We start from the raw sequence: 15,089 nt of genomic DNA, 5'->3' as shown, positions 1-15,089 counted from the left end.
CGTGCCGGGCCCGGGGTTACCATCCAAGCGTTTGCCATCGAAGGTCCTCATGACCATGCCCATGACCACGACCAGTGACAGGAGACCGGGATGCGCCGCGCAGTGATCTACCTCGACAGGACTGATCACTTCGACGTATTCGCGAGGACCCTTGAACTCTCTGACGATGGGCATTGTGGCGCATGTCGACGCCGGTAAGACGAGCCTGACCGAGCGGCTGCTGTACGCCGCCGGTGTGATCGACCGGGTCGGCCGGGTCGATGCGGGGGACACCCAGACCGACTCGATGGACCTCGAGCGCAAGCGCGGCATCACCATCCGCTCGGCGGTGGTGTCGTTCGAGCTGGGCGACCTGAGTGTCAACCTGATCGACACCCCGGGCCACTCCGACTTCATCGCCGAGGTCGAGCGAGCGCTGTCCGTGCTGGACGGCGCCGTGCTGGTGATCTCGGCGGTCGAAGGTGTGCAGGTCCAGACCCGGCTGCTGATGCGGACGCTGGCCCGGCTGCGCATCCCGACCTGTCTGTTCGTGAACAAGATCGACCGGGTCGGTGCCCGGTACGACGAGTTGCTCGCCGACACCGCGCGGTTGCTGACGACGTCCGCCGTACCGATGGGATCGGTGCAGGACCTCGGGACTCGGGCGGGGCGATTCTTGCCGTTCTCCCTGCAGAACAAGGGCCTTGGGGAACTGCTTGCTGAGCGCAACGATGAGTTCATGGCTCGTTATCTGGATGACGCGCTGTCGGTCGACGACTACTCGGCTGAGCTGCAGCGGCAGGTGGCGGCGGCGCAGGTTCATCCGGTCTACTTCGGGTCGGCGATGACCGGCGACGGCGTACCGGAGTTGATCGAGGGCATTCGGTCGTGGTTGCCGCGAGCAACGGCTGACTCGTCGGACGACCTGCGGGCCCGGGTGTTCAAGGTCGAGCGAGGTGTGGCCGGGCAGAAGATCGCGTCGGCTCGGGTGTTCGCGGGATCGCTGTCGTCCCGGGCGTACGTCGATGTACACCCTGCGGACGGGCCGTCGTACCAGGCTCGGCCGACGGCTGTGGACGTCTTCGAGCACGGTTCGCGGCGGTCCGTCGAGCGGGCGGAGGCTGGGCAGATCGTGGCGTTGCGTGGGTTGAAGGAAGTCCGGATCGGCGATCAGCTCGGCGTACGGTCGTCCGGGGTCGGGCAACTGTTCGCACCGCCGACGCTCGAAACCGTTGTCTCCGCGCCGGATCGGATGCGGCTCTTCCAGGCGCTGACTCAGCTGGCCGAGCAGGATCCGCTGATCCGCGTGCGCAAGGCGGACGACCTGACGGTGAGCCTGTACGGCGAGGTGCAGAAGGAGGTGATCGCCTCGTTGCTGGAGAGCGAGTACGGGTTGGCGGTCACGTTCAGCCAGACAAGTCCGATCTACATCGAACGGGTGGACGGCGTGGGTACGTCGTACCGGGAGATCGGTGCTGCCGACAATCCTTGGACGGCCGGTGTCGGTTTCCGCGTCTCACCGATTGCCGAGGGCATCGACTACCGGCTCGACGTCGAACTGGGAGCGCTACCTCGGGCGTTCCACACGGCGATCGAGGAGACAGCCCGGGTGACGTTGCAGCAGGGCCTGTCCGGCTGGGAGATTCCGAACTGCCGGATCGACCTCACGTACACCGACTACTCCAGCGCGGGCACGGTCGCCGCCGACTTCCGTCGCCTGGTCCCGCCGGTCCTGATGCAGGCGATCCACGACGCCGGCACCACGGTCATGGAGCCCATCAACCACTTCGAGCTCGACATCCCGCCCGACTCGATCTCCCGCGTCCTCGGCCACCTCGCCGAATCCCGCGGGCTGGTCGAACACACCGCCCCGCACCCCGGCCACGCCCACCTCGAAGGCACCATCCCCGCCGCCACCACCCACCCCTTCGAGTCCCACCTCCCCACCCTCACCCACGGCGAGGCCCTCCTCACCACCACCTTCCACACCCACCACCCCGTCCCCACCCCAGCCCCAACCCGCCCCCGAACCGACGGAAACCCCCTGAACCACAACGAATACCTAGTCCACCTCAACCGCCAATGAAGGAAGACCTGTGACGAACGGTGAACTGGACGGCCCCTTCTACACGATTGATGAAGGAGCCTTCAAGCTGCGGTTGGTGTTGGAGGACGACGAACCGCTGGATGAGGTCTGCAACGTCGACGGCTGGGTCGAGGTGCCGGGGGACGGGTGGTGGGCGGCGACCTTCTTCAGTCTGGCCGAGGTCGGGCGGCTGTTGGCGCAAAGGCGAGCCGGGGAGGAGTACGGCGCCGCGGCGTACTTCTCCTGCACCGACGGGATCAGCGTCCGTGAGCCCGGTGTCGATGCCATCCTTGCCGCTGGCCGGGGACTCGTGACTGACGGCAGTTATCGGAGCCGCCTCGTCAAGTCTGTGACGTCCTGAAGGGTTTGAGGGTGGTTCGGATTTCGGTCACGGTGGTGAGGCCGGAATGGGCGTGGGCCAGGACGCAGAGTTGTTCTCGGAGGTGGAGGATCGGGAAGCGGGTTTGCCAGCCGGGGGTGAGGGGGTGGAGGTCCTGGTAGGCGCCGAGGAAGGCGTCGCCCACGCGGCCGTAGGTGAGGAAGGTGGCGAGTTCGGTTTCGGGCCACCCGTAGGACACTGCGGGGTCGATCAGGGCGGGAGAGCCGTCCTGGGCGGGCAGCAGGTTGCCGAACCAGAGATCGCCGTGCAGGAGGGACGCGGGCTGGGCCGGGATGAGGTCGGGGAGGCGGTGGACCAGGCGCTCCAGAGCGCGACGGTCGGCTTCCTCGAGCGCGTTGTAGCAGGTGGGGAATTCCAGGTAGCGGAGCAGGCGGTGCTGGGCGAAGAACGCGTGACCGTCGTCGGTCCACGGGTTCCGCTGCGGGAGGACACCGAGGTAGTTGTCGTGGTGGTAGCCGAACTTGTCGGCCGTTCGCTGGTGCTGCCGGGCGAGCGCGCGGCCGGCGTCCTCCCAGTACGTCGGCGACGGCGCCGACGTACCGAGGTCGGACAGCACGATGAACTTCGGCGTGACCCGCAACACGTCAGGGATGGTGAACGCACCGCGGAGTGCCTCGAGGCCGTCTGCCTCCAGCGGATACAGGTCAACCGGTACGTCCTCGTGTGTTTTCACGATCACCGAACGGCCCAGCGTCGTACTGACGCGGTAGGTCTTGCTCGCGTACCCGCCGTCCACCGGTGCGGCGCTGACGGCGTCGCCGAGGGAGAGGCCGTCGAGCCAGGCGGGATTCAGCACGTGGACGATCCTGGCACGTGCGGACCGGTCGGCTACCCTGGGGCGCGTTATGGCGGCACCTAACTTGGTCAATCTGGAAGCTGTTTCGAAGGGCTTCGGGACCCGGACACTGCTCGACTCGGTAAGTCTTGGCGTAGGCCGGGGCGAGCGCGTCGGCGTGGTCGGGCGCAACGGCGACGGTAAGTCGACGCTGCTCCGGCTCCTGGCCCGGCGGGAGGAGCCCGACAGCGGCCGGATCACTCACAATCGCGACCTCCGGCTCGGGTACCTGGGTCAGAGTGACGACCTCGACCCCGGGCAGACCGTGCTGCACGCGGTGCTCGGTGATGTCGAGACGTACACCTGGGCCGCCGATCCGCGGGCGCGGTCGGTGATGGAGCACTTGCTCGGCGGAGTGGACCACGGCGCGCTCGTCGGCACCCTGAGCGGTGGTGAACGCCGGCGCGCGTCGCTGGCGAGGCTGCTGCTGATCGAGGTCGACCTGCTGATCCTGGACGAGCCGACCAACCACCTCGACATCGAGGCAGTCAACTGGCTGGCCGATCACGTGGTCGACCGGGCCGGTGCGCTGATCGTCGTCACTCACGACCGTTGGTTCCTCGACGCGGTCTGCACCGACACGTGGGAGGTGCAGGGCGGCCGCATCACGTCGTACGACGGTGGGTACGCCGCCTACGTACTGGCGAAGGCGGAACGTGCCCGGAGCGCCCAGGTCAGCGAGACGAAGCGGCAGAACCTGCTGAAGAAGGAGCTCGCCTGGCTGCGGCGCGGTGCTCCGGCGCGGACCAGCAAGCCGAAGTTCCGGATCGATGCCGCGAACGCCCTGATCGAGAACGAGCCGCCGCCGCGCGACAAGCTGGCGCTGTCCCAGTTGGCGACCGCGCGCCTCGGCAAGGATGTGTTCGATGCCGAGGACGTCAGCCTCAGCTTCGGCGACCGGCTGATGTTCGACCACGTCACGTTCCGCCTCGGGCCGGCCGACCGGATCGGCCTGCTCGGACCGAACGGCGCCGGCAAGACGACGTTCCTGAGGCTGCTGACCGGTCAGCTCGCCCCGGACCACGGCCAGGTCAAGCAGGGCAAGACGGTCCGGACCGCCAACCTGTCGCAGAACCTCGAAGAGGTCGACGGTATGGCGACCGTTCTCGACCACATCACGGCCATCCGGCGTACGGCGGCCCTCGCCGGGCGCGGCGGTGAACTCACATCGTCGCAACTGCTGGAGCGGTTCGGGTTCACCGGCGACAAGCTGACGACCCGGATCTCGGACCTGTCCGGTGGCGAGCGGCGGCGGCTGCAGCTGCTGCGCCTCCTGCTGGACGAGCCGAACGTGCTGATCCTCGACGAGCCCACCAACGACCTGGATGTCGAGACTCTCACCGTGCTCGAGGACTTCCTCGACAGCTGGCCGGGTGTCGTCGTCACCGTCACGCACGACCGGTACTTCCTCGAGCGGGTCAGCGACATGGTCTACGCGATCATGGGCGACGCCCGCGTCCGGCATCTGCCCCGCGGCGTCGACCAGTACATCGAGGAGCTCGCCGACCGAGGTCCTCGTCGTACGACGTACACGTCGTCGACCTCCGAGCCTGTGGTGTCCAGCGGCTCGGCGCCTGCCGACGAGCCGGTCGTTGACGCGGCAGTGGCCAGGGCGGCGAAGAAGGAACTCAACCGGATCGAACGCCAGCTCGCGAAGCTCACCTCGGCGGAGGCCAAGCTGCACGACCAGATCGCCGTGCACGCGAGCGACTACGAGCGGCTGGCCGAGCTGGACACGGAGTTGCGCAAGCTGGCCGAGGAACGCGGCGAACTGGAGACCGCGTGGTTCGAGGCGGCCGAACGCGCCGAATGAGCGCTAATCCCGTGTAGTTTTCAACCGCGGAATCGCCGGGTGATCAAATCCCACCGAGTCGCGGCGCGCCCTCCGATCCCCTGTTCTTCGGAGGGCGCACCGCGCCTACCGGGTGAGCGGGCCCCGTGCCGGCCGGCGTTGTTCGGGCCCCGAGCCCCGGACACCGCGCGGCCACTTTCGGCGGACCACCTCTTGCCGCCGAAGTCACCGTATTCTTGACGTTTCGTGGTCGGTTCGACACCGACAGTGAGGACCCTAGTCCGCGTGCTCACTCAGTTTCGATAGCCGTCCGCTACAGCAGCCTCTCGATCTCGTTGCAACTAGCAACGATCGGAACCCCGGTGAAGTGACGGGTCGTCTTTTCGGATTATTCCGGCACAATTCCCGGGGTTTCTCCGGGGCCAGAAAAATCACGCGTGAATGTATACAAAACGGCGCGGGTCAGTGTTTTTCCAGATCGAACGGCCGGACGAGTTCGCGCAGTACTCGGGCGATCTTGGCCTGGTCGCGCTCGCTGATCGTCCCGAGCAGCGAGCGTTCGTGTGCGAGCAGGTCGGCCATCGCGGCGTCCACCGCGTCGCGGCCGGTAGTGGTGAGCTGGACCAGCACACCGCGCCGGTCGCCCGGGTCCGGAAGTCGCTCGACGAGTCCGCGCGCCGCGAGCCGGTCGACCCGGTTCGTCATCGTGCCGGAGGTGACCAGGGTTTCCTTGAGCAGCCGTCCCGGCGACAGTTGGTACGGCGCTCCCGCGCGACGAAGGGCAGCGAGTACGTCGAACTCCCACGACTCCAGGCCGTGGGTCTCGAAGGCCTGGCTGCGGGCGCGGTCCAGGTGCCGGGCTAGCCGGCTGACCCGCGACAGCACCTCCATCGGCGCGACGTCGAGGTCGGGGCGTTCCCTGCGCCAGGCCTCGATCAGCCGGTCGACCTCGTCATCCATGCTTCGAGATTACGGCATCAAGAGTCTTGACATCAAGACAAGTGGGAGGACTAGAGTATCTCGACATCAAGATAAATGCGTCAGAGAGGTGATCGCCATGCGCACGTCACCGGTGTGGAATCCAGTCCAGTACGGCACGTACGCCGACGAACGCGGCCGGCCGTACGCGGATCTGGTCGGCCGGGTCCGGGCCGAGGACGTCCGCACGGTCGTCGATCTCGGCTGTGGTCCCGGCGGCCTGACCGTCACGCTGCGGGAGGTGTGGCCGGAGGCAACCATCGTCGGCATCGACAACTCGCCCCCGATGCTCGAGGCGGCACAGCAGTACGCCGACGACCGGCTGACCTTCGAGCTCGGCGACGTACGCGAATGGTCTGCGCCGGCCGGCTCGATCGATGTGATCGTCACCAACGCGACCCTGCAGTGGGTCCCTGAGCAGGTGGACCTGCTGCCCGGCTTCGTGAACGCGCTGCGACCGGGTGGGTGGCTGGCGATCCAGATCCCCGGCAACGGCAACGCCCCGTCGCACTCGATCCTGCGCGACCTTGCTGCCACCGAGCCGTACGCGGAGTACGCGAAGGACACGTCGCTGCGCCCCGACGTCCCCGGTCCGGCGGAGTACATCGACGTACTCAGTGCTGAAGGGTGTGTCGTCGACGCGTGGGAGACGACGTACTTCCACGTGCTGCAGGGCGACAACGCCGTACTGGAGTGGGTGAAGGGGACCGGCGCGCGGCCGGTGTTGCAGTCGCTGCCGGACGACCTGCGGGTGCAGTTCGAGGCGGAGTACGGCGCTCGGTTGGCGGAGGCGTACCCGCAACGGGACTACGGGACCCTGCTGCCGTTCCGGCGGATCTTCGCGGTGGCTCAGAAGAAGGAGAGCTGAGGATGCGGCTTGATCATGTGCAGGTGTCCTGTCCGCCTGACGGGGAGGACGTCGCGCGGGCCTTCTACCGGGACGCGCTCGGGATGGCCGAGGTGGAGAAGCCGGAGTTGCTGAAGGCTCGGGGCGGCTGCTGGTTCAAGGAAGGTGCTGCGGAGGTGCATGTCGGCGTGGAGCAGGACTTCCGCCCGGCGAAGAAGGCGCACCCGGCACTGGCGGTGGACGACCTGGATGCGCTGGCTGCCAAGCTCACCGAGCTCGGTTATCCGGTGACCTGGGACAACGAGACGATCCCGGGCCGCCGGCGGTTCCACACCGCCGACGGCCACGGGAATCGGGTCGAGATCGTCTGACTACTCGGTTGCCAGAGCGCCGGCGGGAGCGACCTTGGCAGCCCGCCGGGCCGGCAGGACCGACGCGAGCAGGCCGGCCACGGCGGCGACCGCGGCGATCGCGACCAGCAGCGTGACGGGTACGGCGTACTCGACGCCACCGTCGACGGTCTGGCCGCCCATCAGGGCGCTGGTCCCGGTCCAGCCGTAGATGAGACCGAGGACGATGCCGAGCGCGGCCGCGACCAGTGCCATCAGCAACGACTCGACCGCGAGCATGCCGCGCAACTGGCGCCGGGTCAGACCCATGGCCCGGAGCAGTGCGTTCTCCCGGGTCCGTTCCAGCACCGACAGGCTGAGCGTGTTGCCCACACCGACCAGGGCGATCAGGACCGAGACCCCGAGCAGACCGATGCCGACGAGCAGCAGGACGTCGAAGATCTTCGTGTAGCTGGTCCGTTCGGCCAGGCCGCCGCTGACGGACAGATCCTTGACCGTCGGGATCGACTGCTCCACCGAGTCGATCACCTGCGATCCGTCCGCCTTCGGGTCGGACGCCACCCAGAATCCGTTCACCGCGGCGTTCGGGACGAGCTTCGCGAGGTCCGCGGCCGTGATCGTCATCGGGTCCAGCCCGGTGGCGCCTTGCGCCGTGACCGTCAACTTGTGCTTGCCGGAGACGAGCGTGATCGGGGTACCGCTCTTGATGTCCAATCCGTTCATGGTCTGGTAGTCGAGCAGCGCCGTACCCGGCTTCAGCTGACCGACCAGCGTCGGGTCGTGGATGACCGCGCCGGCTCCGGCCTGGTCGATCCCGGTCACCGGCACCTGCTGAGCGCCCGCCTTGAGCGTCACCTGGCTGACCGGGACCACCTGCGTGATGCCCTTGATGTCACGCAGTTGCTGCTCGGCACTGGCCGGCATCTTGTCGTTGTATGCCCGCACCACGAGGTCGACGGGGTACTGACTGTCCATCGACACGTCGAACGTCTTGCGCACCGACGCGATCCCGACACAGGTCAGGCTGATCAGGGTCACACCGATCAGCAGTGCCGAGGTAGTGGCCGCCGTACGCTTCGGATTCCGGACCGCGTTCGCGACGGCGATCCGCGACGGTACGCCGGTTCGGGCCGGCAGCGCGCCGAGCACTCGGATCAGCGCCGGCACCAGCAGCGAACCGACCGCGAGGACGCCGAGGAACGACAGCGCGCCGCCGGCCACGCCGACGATCACCTGGTGACTCCCCGCCCCGGCAGCAAGCAGCAGGCCGCCACCCGCGAGCAACAGGAAGCCGAGGACCAACCGCACTACGCCGGCCTTGGACCCGGCGGCCGGAGCGGCCTCGGGACGAAGCGCCGCGAGCGGCGCGACCCGAGTCGCCCGGCGAGCCGGTACGACGGCAGCCACGATGGTTGCCACGGTCCCCAGCAGCAGCGGTAGCAGCACCGACCACACGTCCAGGTGCAGCGGCACCGGCGGGATGCCCCAGTCGAACTCGCGGGCGAGCGCCAGCGCCAACGCGGAGAGCGCGACTCCGAACACGACACCGATCGCGGACGCGACCACGCCGACCACGCTCGCCTCCGCGAGGACGGAGGAGAACACCTGCCGGCGGGACGCGCCGACACAGCGCAGCAGCGCCATCTCCCGGGTGCGCTGGGCGATCACGATCGTGAAGGTGTTGCCGATCACCAGGCAGGCGACGAACAGCGCGATCACCGCGAACATGCCGAACACACCGCCGAGGACGTCGATGCCGTTGGTGAAGCCCTTCACCTCGTGGTCGATCCACTCGTCACCGGTGTAGACCTTCAGAGCGTGCGGGACGACGTTCTGGACGGCGGCGGCGAGCGCCTCCTGGTCCACGCCGGGCTTCGCCGCGATCGCGACCGCCCGGGTGAAGCCGTCCGGCTCGAAGATCTTCACCGCCGCCGGGGTGGCGACGCCATGCGCCTGGCCGACCGAGTTCTCGTCGTCCAGCAGACCGACCACGGTGACGTTCCACGACTTGTTGTTCCACGAGGTGAGCCGGAGCTTCTGGCCGACCGAGACCTTGTGCTTCTCCGCCAGCTTGGCCGGCAGCGCGATCTCGTTCGTTGCGGTCGGCAACCGGCCGGAGGACGCACCGGGCCCGGCGATCTTGGTGGTGTCGTACAGCGCGTCGATCTCGAGGGCCTCGTCCCGGACCAGCCCGGGGTACGACGCATCGAGGTAGGCGGTGGTCAGCGTGACCACGGACGCGGCCGCTGGCACCTTCTGGACCTTGGCCAGGTCCGCCGAGGTGATCTCGGCGTTCTCCGGGTAGACCAGGGCGTCGACCCCGCGGTACTGCGCCCCGATCGTCGTGTCGACGCCGTGCGACGCCGACCCGTGCGCGGTCATCGCCAGGGTGCCGAAACCGACCCCCAGCACGATCGCCAGACAGGCGGCGACCAGGCGGCCCAGGTGGGCGCGCAGCGAGGAGAGAATCGAACGTCGCACCTCAGGCCCCCAGCTGCCGCAGCGCGTCGAGAACGGTCTCCGGCTTCGGGTTGTGCAGCTCGCCCGCGAGCTTGCCGTCGGCAAGCATCACGACGCGGTCGGCGTACGACGCGGCGAGCGGGTCGTGGGTGACCATCACCACGGTCTGGCCGAACTCGCGGACCGAGCGGCGCAGGAACCCGAGCACCTCCGCGCCGGAGCGCGAGTCCAGGTTGCCGGTCGGCTCGTCGGCGAACACGACCTCCGGCCGTCCGACCAGCGCGCGAGCGACCGCGACGCGCTGCTGCTGCCCGCCGGACAGCTCCGACGGGCGGTGCGTGAGCCGGTCCTGCAGTCCGAGTACGTCGACCAGCGTGGTGAGCCACTGCTGGTCGGGCTTGCGGTTGCCCAGCTCGAGCGGGAGCAGGATGTTGTCCTTCGCCGACAGCATCGGCAGCAGGTTGAACGACTGGAACACGAAGCCGACCCGGTCGCGGCGGATCTTGGTCAGCTCGGCGTCCGGCAGCTGGGTCAGCTCGGTCTCGCCGAGCAGGACCTGACCGCTGGTCGGCGTGTCGAGCCCGGCCAGGCAGTGCATCAACGTCGACTTGCCCGAGCCCGACGGACCCATGATCGCGGTGAACCGGCCGACGCCGAAGTCGACCGACACACCGTCGAGCGCGGCGACCGCCGTGTCGCCCTGTCCGTACACCTTGCGCAACTCGTGCGCCCGGATCGCGGTCCGCGGCGTCCCGTCCTGCGGCAACCGCCCGACCGCAAGGTCACCGGTCTGCAAACTCATGTCACTCCTTGATTCAACTGAACCTGACGTTGGTCAAGAAGTTAGTGATTCCAGCACCGGATCTCGTCGGACCGCAGGCTGGAGTCGGAGTACTACCTGAGTATTACTTGGTCGGCCGGACCAGTCCCGTTTCGTAGCCCAGTACCACCAGGGCGACCCGGTCGCGCAGCCCGGTCTTGGCCAGGATCCGGCCGATGTGCGTCTTGACCGTTGCCTCGGACAACGTGAACAGCTGGGCGATCTCGGTGTTCGACAGGCCGCGGGCGACCTCGAGCAGGACCTCGCGCTCGCGGGCGGTCAACTCGGCCAGATCCGGCCGCTCGGTCTCGGCGTCGGGCAGCGCGCCGGCGAAATGCTCCAGCAGCCGCTTCGTCGTACTGGGGGAGACCACCGCGTCACCGGAGTACACCTGGCGGATCGCGGACAACAGATCGGCCGGTGGCGTGTTCTTGAGCAGGAAGCCGGCCGCGCCGGCTTTGATCGCGGCGAACGCGTACTCGTCCAGGTCGAACGTGGTCAGCACGATCACCTTCGGTGCCTGCGGCAACGACTGGAGCCGCTGGGTGGCCTCCACACCGTCGAGGCGAGGCATCCGGACGTCCATCAGTACGACGTCGCAGGCGGTCACCTGGATCTTCTCCACCGCCTCGCCGCCGTCGCCGGCCTGGCCGACCACCCGCATGTCCGGCTGCGAGTCCACCAGCATGGTGAACCCGGCCCTGACGAGCTCCTGGTCGTCCACGAGGAAGACCCTGATCACGTCATCGGTCACACCTCCACCTCGCTTCGCTCGGTTCCGGCGTGACCGATAAGGGTGCCGTTCCTCTTGTTCACTCGCTGCGCTCGCTCACTGGTCGCCTCCAGTCGGAAGGTGGTACGGGAGTTTGGCGATCACCTCGTAACCGCCACCCGCCTTCGGTCCGGCGCTCACCGTACCGCCCGAGATCGAGGCGCGCTGCCGCATCCCCACCAGGCCGTGCCCCGGATCCGCGCTCGGCGCGACCCCGGCACCCCGGCCGTCGTCGGTGACCACCACGGTCAGCATCTCGTGACCGAAGTCCAGCAGGACGGAGGTTCGCGCTCCCGGCCCGGCGTGTTTCAGCGTGTTGGTCAGGCCTTCCTGCACGATCCGGTACGCCGTCAGGCCCAGCAACGCCTCCAGGTCACGCGGCTCGCCGGTCACCTCGTAGTCGACGGTGAGCCCGGCGTCGCGGACGTTGTCGATCAGCTCGGGCAGGGAGGAGACGCCCGGTTGCGGGCGGGGCTGGTTCGGGTCGAGCCCAGGCTGCTCGTCCTGCTTGAGCAGGCCGAGCATCTTGCGCATCTCGGTCAGACTGGCGCGTCCGGTGTCACCGATCGTGGCCAGCGCCTTCTTCGCCTGCTCCGGTGACTTGTCCGCGGCGTACAGTCCGCCGTCGGCCTGGACGATCATGATCGACAGGCCGTGCGCGACCACGTCGTGGATCTCCCGCGCGATCCGGGTCCGCTCGTTGGACACGGCCAGCTTGGCCTCGCGGTCGCGGTCGCGTTCCAGCTGGTCCGCGCGTTCCTCGAGCTGGGCGACGTACAGGCCTCGGGTACGGCGGCGTTCGCCGAATGCCCAGACGCCGAAGACCAGCGCGCCGAGGGCAACCATCATGGTCACCTGCTGGCGCCAGTCGGAGTTCGTCCAGTACCGCGACGTCGCCATCAGGACGCCGAGGCCGCCGATCCCGAGCGCGATCCGGCTGTAGCGGACCTCGCCGTACACGGAGATCGTGTAGAGGGCGACGAGCAGGCCGACGTTGGCCGGCATCAGCTGGGCGCCGAACAGCCACTGCACCGAGGCGACCGCGGAGACGCCGAAGAAGACGAGTGCGGGATGGGTGCGGCGCCAGATCAGCGGCACCAGCATGCCGAAGCCGAGGATGCCTTCGAAACCGGCCTGCGCGATCGACAGCAGGCCGAAGACCATGCACAGGCTGCCGGCCAGCAGCAGGTCGAACGCCTTGCTGCGGGCAGGCACGGGCCGCGCGGTCAGGATCCCCGTCATGCGGGCCAGGGTACGGCCCGGTCGCGGCGCAGGGGTCATGCCGCGGGCGGATCTCGGCGTACGACCAGAGGTTGTTACTTGTGCTTGCTACTTGTGCGGGCGGGTCGACAGCGTCGGCTTGGCTTCGAGGCCGGACAGGCCGTTCCAGGCGAGGTTGACCAGGTGGGCGGCGACGTCCGGCTTCTTCGGGCGGCGGGCGTCCAGCCACCACTGGCCGGTCAGCGCGACCATGCCGACCAGCATCTGGGCGTACATCGGGGCGTTCTTCGGGTCCAGGCCGCGGCGCTTGAACTCCTCGGCGAGGATGTGCTCGACCCTGGTCGCGACGTCGCTGAGGATCGAGATGAACGAGCCGGTGGACGACCCGACCGGCGAATCCCGGACCAGGATCCGGAAGCCGTCGGAGTTGTTCTCGATGTAGTCCAGCAACGCGAGCGCGGCCTGCTCGACCAGTTCGTGCGCCCGTCCGGCCGTCAGCGACTGGGTCACGCCGTCGAGCAGCGCCCGTACCTCGCGGTCCACGACCACGGCGTACAGGCCTTCCTTGCCGCCGAAGTGTTCGTAGACGACCGGCTTGGAGACCTCGGCGCGGGCCGCGATCTCCTCCACCGACGTCGCCTCGTACCCCTTCTGGGCGAACAGGCCGCGGGCGATGGTGATGAGTTGCTCGCGACGCTCGGCACTCGTCATCCGGATCCGGCCGGACCGCCGCGGTTTGGGTTCCGTCACGTCGAGATCACGTCAGCATCATGCCGTACTTCGGTGTTGCCGGTGGCCGATTTACCGCTGCGCACTGTTTCAGGCAGCAGCTTTCAGAGGGGTCTTCGCGGTCGCATCGACGCGGCGGGCCTCCAGGCGTTCGCGCACCGGCCAGCGGACGTCGCTGACCCAGCCCATCCGCTCGAAGAACCAGATGCAGCGAGCCGACGTGTCGAGTTGGCCCTTCAGTACGCCGTGCCGCGCGCAGGTCGGATCCGAGTGGTGCAGGTTGTGCCACGACTCGCCCTGGCTCAGAATCGCCAGCCACCACACGTTGCCCGACTTGTCCCGGCTCTTGAACGGCCGGTCGCCGATCGTGTGGCAGATCGAGTTGATCGACCAGGTGACGTGGTGCAGCAGCGCGACCCGGACCAGGCTGGCCCAGAAGAACGCCGTCAGCGCGCCCTCGATCGACCAGGACCACAGGCCGCCGATGACGGCCGGCGCCAGTAGCGAGACGGCGACGAGCATCGGGAACATCCGGGACACGTGCACGACGTCCTTGTCCTTCAGCAGATCCGGCGCGTACTGCCGCTGCGGGGTCTGCTCGGTGTCGAACAGCCAGCCGATGTGCGCGTGCAGGAAACCCTTGGTGAGCGCGCCGAGGCTCGTACCGTACTTCCACGGGCTGTGCGGGTCGCCGTCGCGGTCGGAGAACTTGTGGTGCTTGCGGTGGTCGGCGACCCAGCGGATCACCGGGCCCTCGATCGCCAGCGAGCCGGCGATGGCCAGCGCGTACTTCATCGGGCGGTTCGGCTTGAACGACTTGTGCGTGAACAGCCGGTGGAAACCGATCGAGATGCCGTGGCCGGCGAGCGTGTAGAAAACCACCGCCAGGACCACGTCGCGCCACCCCAGGAACCCGCCCCAGGCGATCGGTACGGCGGCCAGCACGGCGAGGAACGGGATCCCGATGAACAACGCCAGCGCCACCTGCTCCCACGGCCGCTTCTGCTCCCCACCCAGCGTCCCGGTGTGCACGTCGAGGTCGTCGGCCTGCGCAGGGCGGGTGGGCGCCTCGGGCGCGGCAACGGGGGGTGGAGTCATGGTGGTTTCCCTCGGCTGGAGGACGGCTTACCTACGCTACCGTAACCTACGGACCCGTAGGTAAGGAACCCCTCAGCGTGTCGTCCACCCCACTCCATGGCAAACTGTCCCGGCGACCACGATCCCCCGTGGGGTAATCGGCAGCCCGCGAGACTTTGAATCTCGAAGACCAGGATCGAAACCTGGCGGGGGAGCAGCGCAAAACCCCGGCTCGAAGGGTTCTGAGCCGGGGTTTTGCTAACGGATTTGCTAACAGGGTCCTACTCGGTCGCTCCACCGTCACCCTCCGCAGTGTCGGCCTGGTCGTCCCCGTCGATAGCGGCGGCGAAGGTGTTAGCAGCCTCGTCCGCGTGCTGGCGGATGACGTGCGCGTAGACCCGGAGGGTGATGGGTGGGGTCCACTTCGACCCGAGTCGGAATCGGAAGGGCGACGAGGCGTTCGAGTTCCTCGAAGGCAGCATCGCCAGGTCCATGACTGTCGACGAGTACTCACCGACCTATCTGGGAATTCTGGCGCTGGCGCAGGCACTCGTCACCTCGCCGGCCGTCATGGAGCCATTCGGCCTCACCGCAGACCGCCTGTAGTCCAGGATCCGTCGACCTCGCGGTCCCCACCCGTTCGCTGTGATCCGACAACTGATCCGCGACACATGTCCGCCAACTGATGTGCGACATGTGGTCTAGGAAATTGAGGTAGCGGTCCGTGGCCGCTGGCCTTTGAT

At 68.0% G+C, this 15,089-nt stretch carries 14 protein-coding genes and 1 tRNA gene; 6 read left to right on the top strand and 9 right to left on the bottom strand.

Features of this window, described 5'->3' with window-relative positions:
* Positions 1–166: 166 nt before the first annotated feature.
* On the top strand, positions 167–2,065 hold the full coding sequence (locus E0H75_RS41000) for an elongation factor G (protein WP_131519137.1): 1,899 nt from the start codon (positions 167–169) through the stop codon (positions 2,063–2,065).
* A 10-nt stretch (positions 2,066–2,075) separates the two neighbouring features.
* Positions 2,076–2,426, top strand: coding sequence for a hypothetical protein (locus E0H75_RS40995; RefSeq protein WP_131519136.1), 351 nt, complete (start codon positions 2,076–2,078; stop codon positions 2,424–2,426).
* Here E0H75_RS40995 and E0H75_RS40990 read toward each other — a convergent pair.
* Positions 2,407–3,261: a fructosamine kinase family protein gene (locus E0H75_RS40990; RefSeq protein ID WP_165554432.1), complete on the bottom strand. Its 855-nt coding sequence runs from the start codon at positions 3,259–3,261 to the stop codon at positions 2,407–2,409. The two genes, E0H75_RS40995 and E0H75_RS40990, sit on opposite strands and share 20 nt — an antisense overlap.
* A 49-nt stretch (positions 3,262–3,310) precedes the next feature.
* Here E0H75_RS40990 and E0H75_RS40985 point away from each other — a divergent pair, with 49 nt between their 5' ends.
* A complete protein-coding gene (locus E0H75_RS40985) occupies positions 3,311–5,113 on the top strand; it encodes an ABC-F family ATP-binding cassette domain-containing protein (RefSeq protein WP_165554430.1) in 1,803 nt (600 codons plus the stop codon).
* 441 nt (positions 5,114–5,554) lie between these two features.
* Here E0H75_RS40985 and E0H75_RS40980 read toward each other — a convergent pair whose 3' ends face one another.
* Positions 5,555–6,052 (bottom strand): MarR family winged helix-turn-helix transcriptional regulator, encoded by a 498-nt coding sequence (locus E0H75_RS40980; RefSeq protein ID WP_131519133.1) that lies wholly within the window; start codon positions 6,050–6,052, stop codon positions 5,555–5,557.
* Between the two features lie 97 nt (positions 6,053–6,149).
* Between E0H75_RS40980 and E0H75_RS40975 the strand changes: the two genes are divergently transcribed.
* Together E0H75_RS40975 and E0H75_RS40970 are read left to right on the top strand one after the other, a co-directional pair.
* On the top strand, positions 6,150–6,938 hold the full coding sequence (locus tag E0H75_RS40975; RefSeq protein ID WP_131519132.1) for a methyltransferase domain-containing protein: 789 nt from the start codon (positions 6,150–6,152) through the stop codon (positions 6,936–6,938).
* Positions 6,939–6,940: 2 nt separating this feature from the next.
* On the top strand, positions 6,941–7,288 hold the full coding sequence (locus E0H75_RS40970; protein ID WP_202873434.1) for a VOC family protein: 348 nt from the start codon (positions 6,941–6,943) through the stop codon (positions 7,286–7,288).
* On the opposite strand, the gene E0H75_RS40965 is transcribed toward E0H75_RS40970, so the two are convergent.
* From E0H75_RS40965 to E0H75_RS40940, 6 genes are all read right to left on the bottom strand, one after another.
* Positions 7,289–9,748: an ABC transporter permease gene (locus E0H75_RS40965; RefSeq protein ID WP_131519131.1), complete on the bottom strand. Its 2,460-nt coding sequence runs from the start codon at positions 9,746–9,748 to the stop codon at positions 7,289–7,291.
* A gap of 1 nt (position 9,749) precedes the next feature.
* Positions 9,750–10,529, bottom strand: coding sequence for an ABC transporter ATP-binding protein (locus E0H75_RS40960; RefSeq protein ID WP_131519130.1), 780 nt, complete (start codon positions 10,527–10,529; stop codon positions 9,750–9,752).
* 103 nt (positions 10,530–10,632) lie between these two features.
* Entirely contained in the window at positions 10,633–11,301 is a 669-nt protein-coding gene (locus tag E0H75_RS40955) for a response regulator transcription factor (RefSeq protein ID WP_131519129.1), read from the bottom strand.
* Positions 11,302–11,376: 75 nt separating this feature from the next.
* The gene (locus E0H75_RS40950; RefSeq protein WP_238163570.1) at positions 11,377–12,561 is read right to left on the bottom strand and encodes a sensor histidine kinase; all 1,185 of its coding nucleotides are present in this window, start codon (positions 12,559–12,561) and stop codon (positions 11,377–11,379) included.
* A gap of 87 nt (positions 12,562–12,648) precedes the next feature.
* Positions 12,649–13,290: a TetR/AcrR family transcriptional regulator gene (locus E0H75_RS40945; protein WP_131362973.1), complete on the bottom strand. Its 642-nt coding sequence runs from the start codon at positions 13,288–13,290 to the stop codon at positions 12,649–12,651.
* Positions 13,291–13,359: 69 nt separating this feature from the next.
* A complete protein-coding gene (locus tag E0H75_RS40940) occupies positions 13,360–14,367 on the bottom strand; it encodes an acyl-CoA desaturase (RefSeq protein ID WP_131519127.1) in 1,008 nt (335 codons plus the stop codon).
* Between the two features lie 122 nt (positions 14,368–14,489).
* Here E0H75_RS40940 and E0H75_RS43405 point away from each other — a divergent pair.
* A tRNA-Gln gene (locus E0H75_RS43405) sits at positions 14,490–14,561 on the top strand.
* Positions 14,562–14,627: 66 nt separating this feature from the next.
* On the opposite strand, the gene E0H75_RS40935 is transcribed toward E0H75_RS43405, so the two are convergent.
* A complete protein-coding gene (locus E0H75_RS40935; protein ID WP_131519126.1) occupies positions 14,628–14,828 on the bottom strand; it encodes a hypothetical protein in 201 nt (66 codons plus the stop codon).
* Positions 14,829–15,089 lie beyond the last annotated feature (261 nt).

This window comes from Kribbella capetownensis (genome assembly GCF_004331485.1).
GTDB lineage: Bacteria > Actinomycetota > Actinomycetes > Propionibacteriales > Kribbellaceae > Kribbella > Kribbella capetownensis.
Note: the sequence above shows the minus strand (reverse complement) of the source record. Positions and strands in the feature narration are given on the sequence as shown.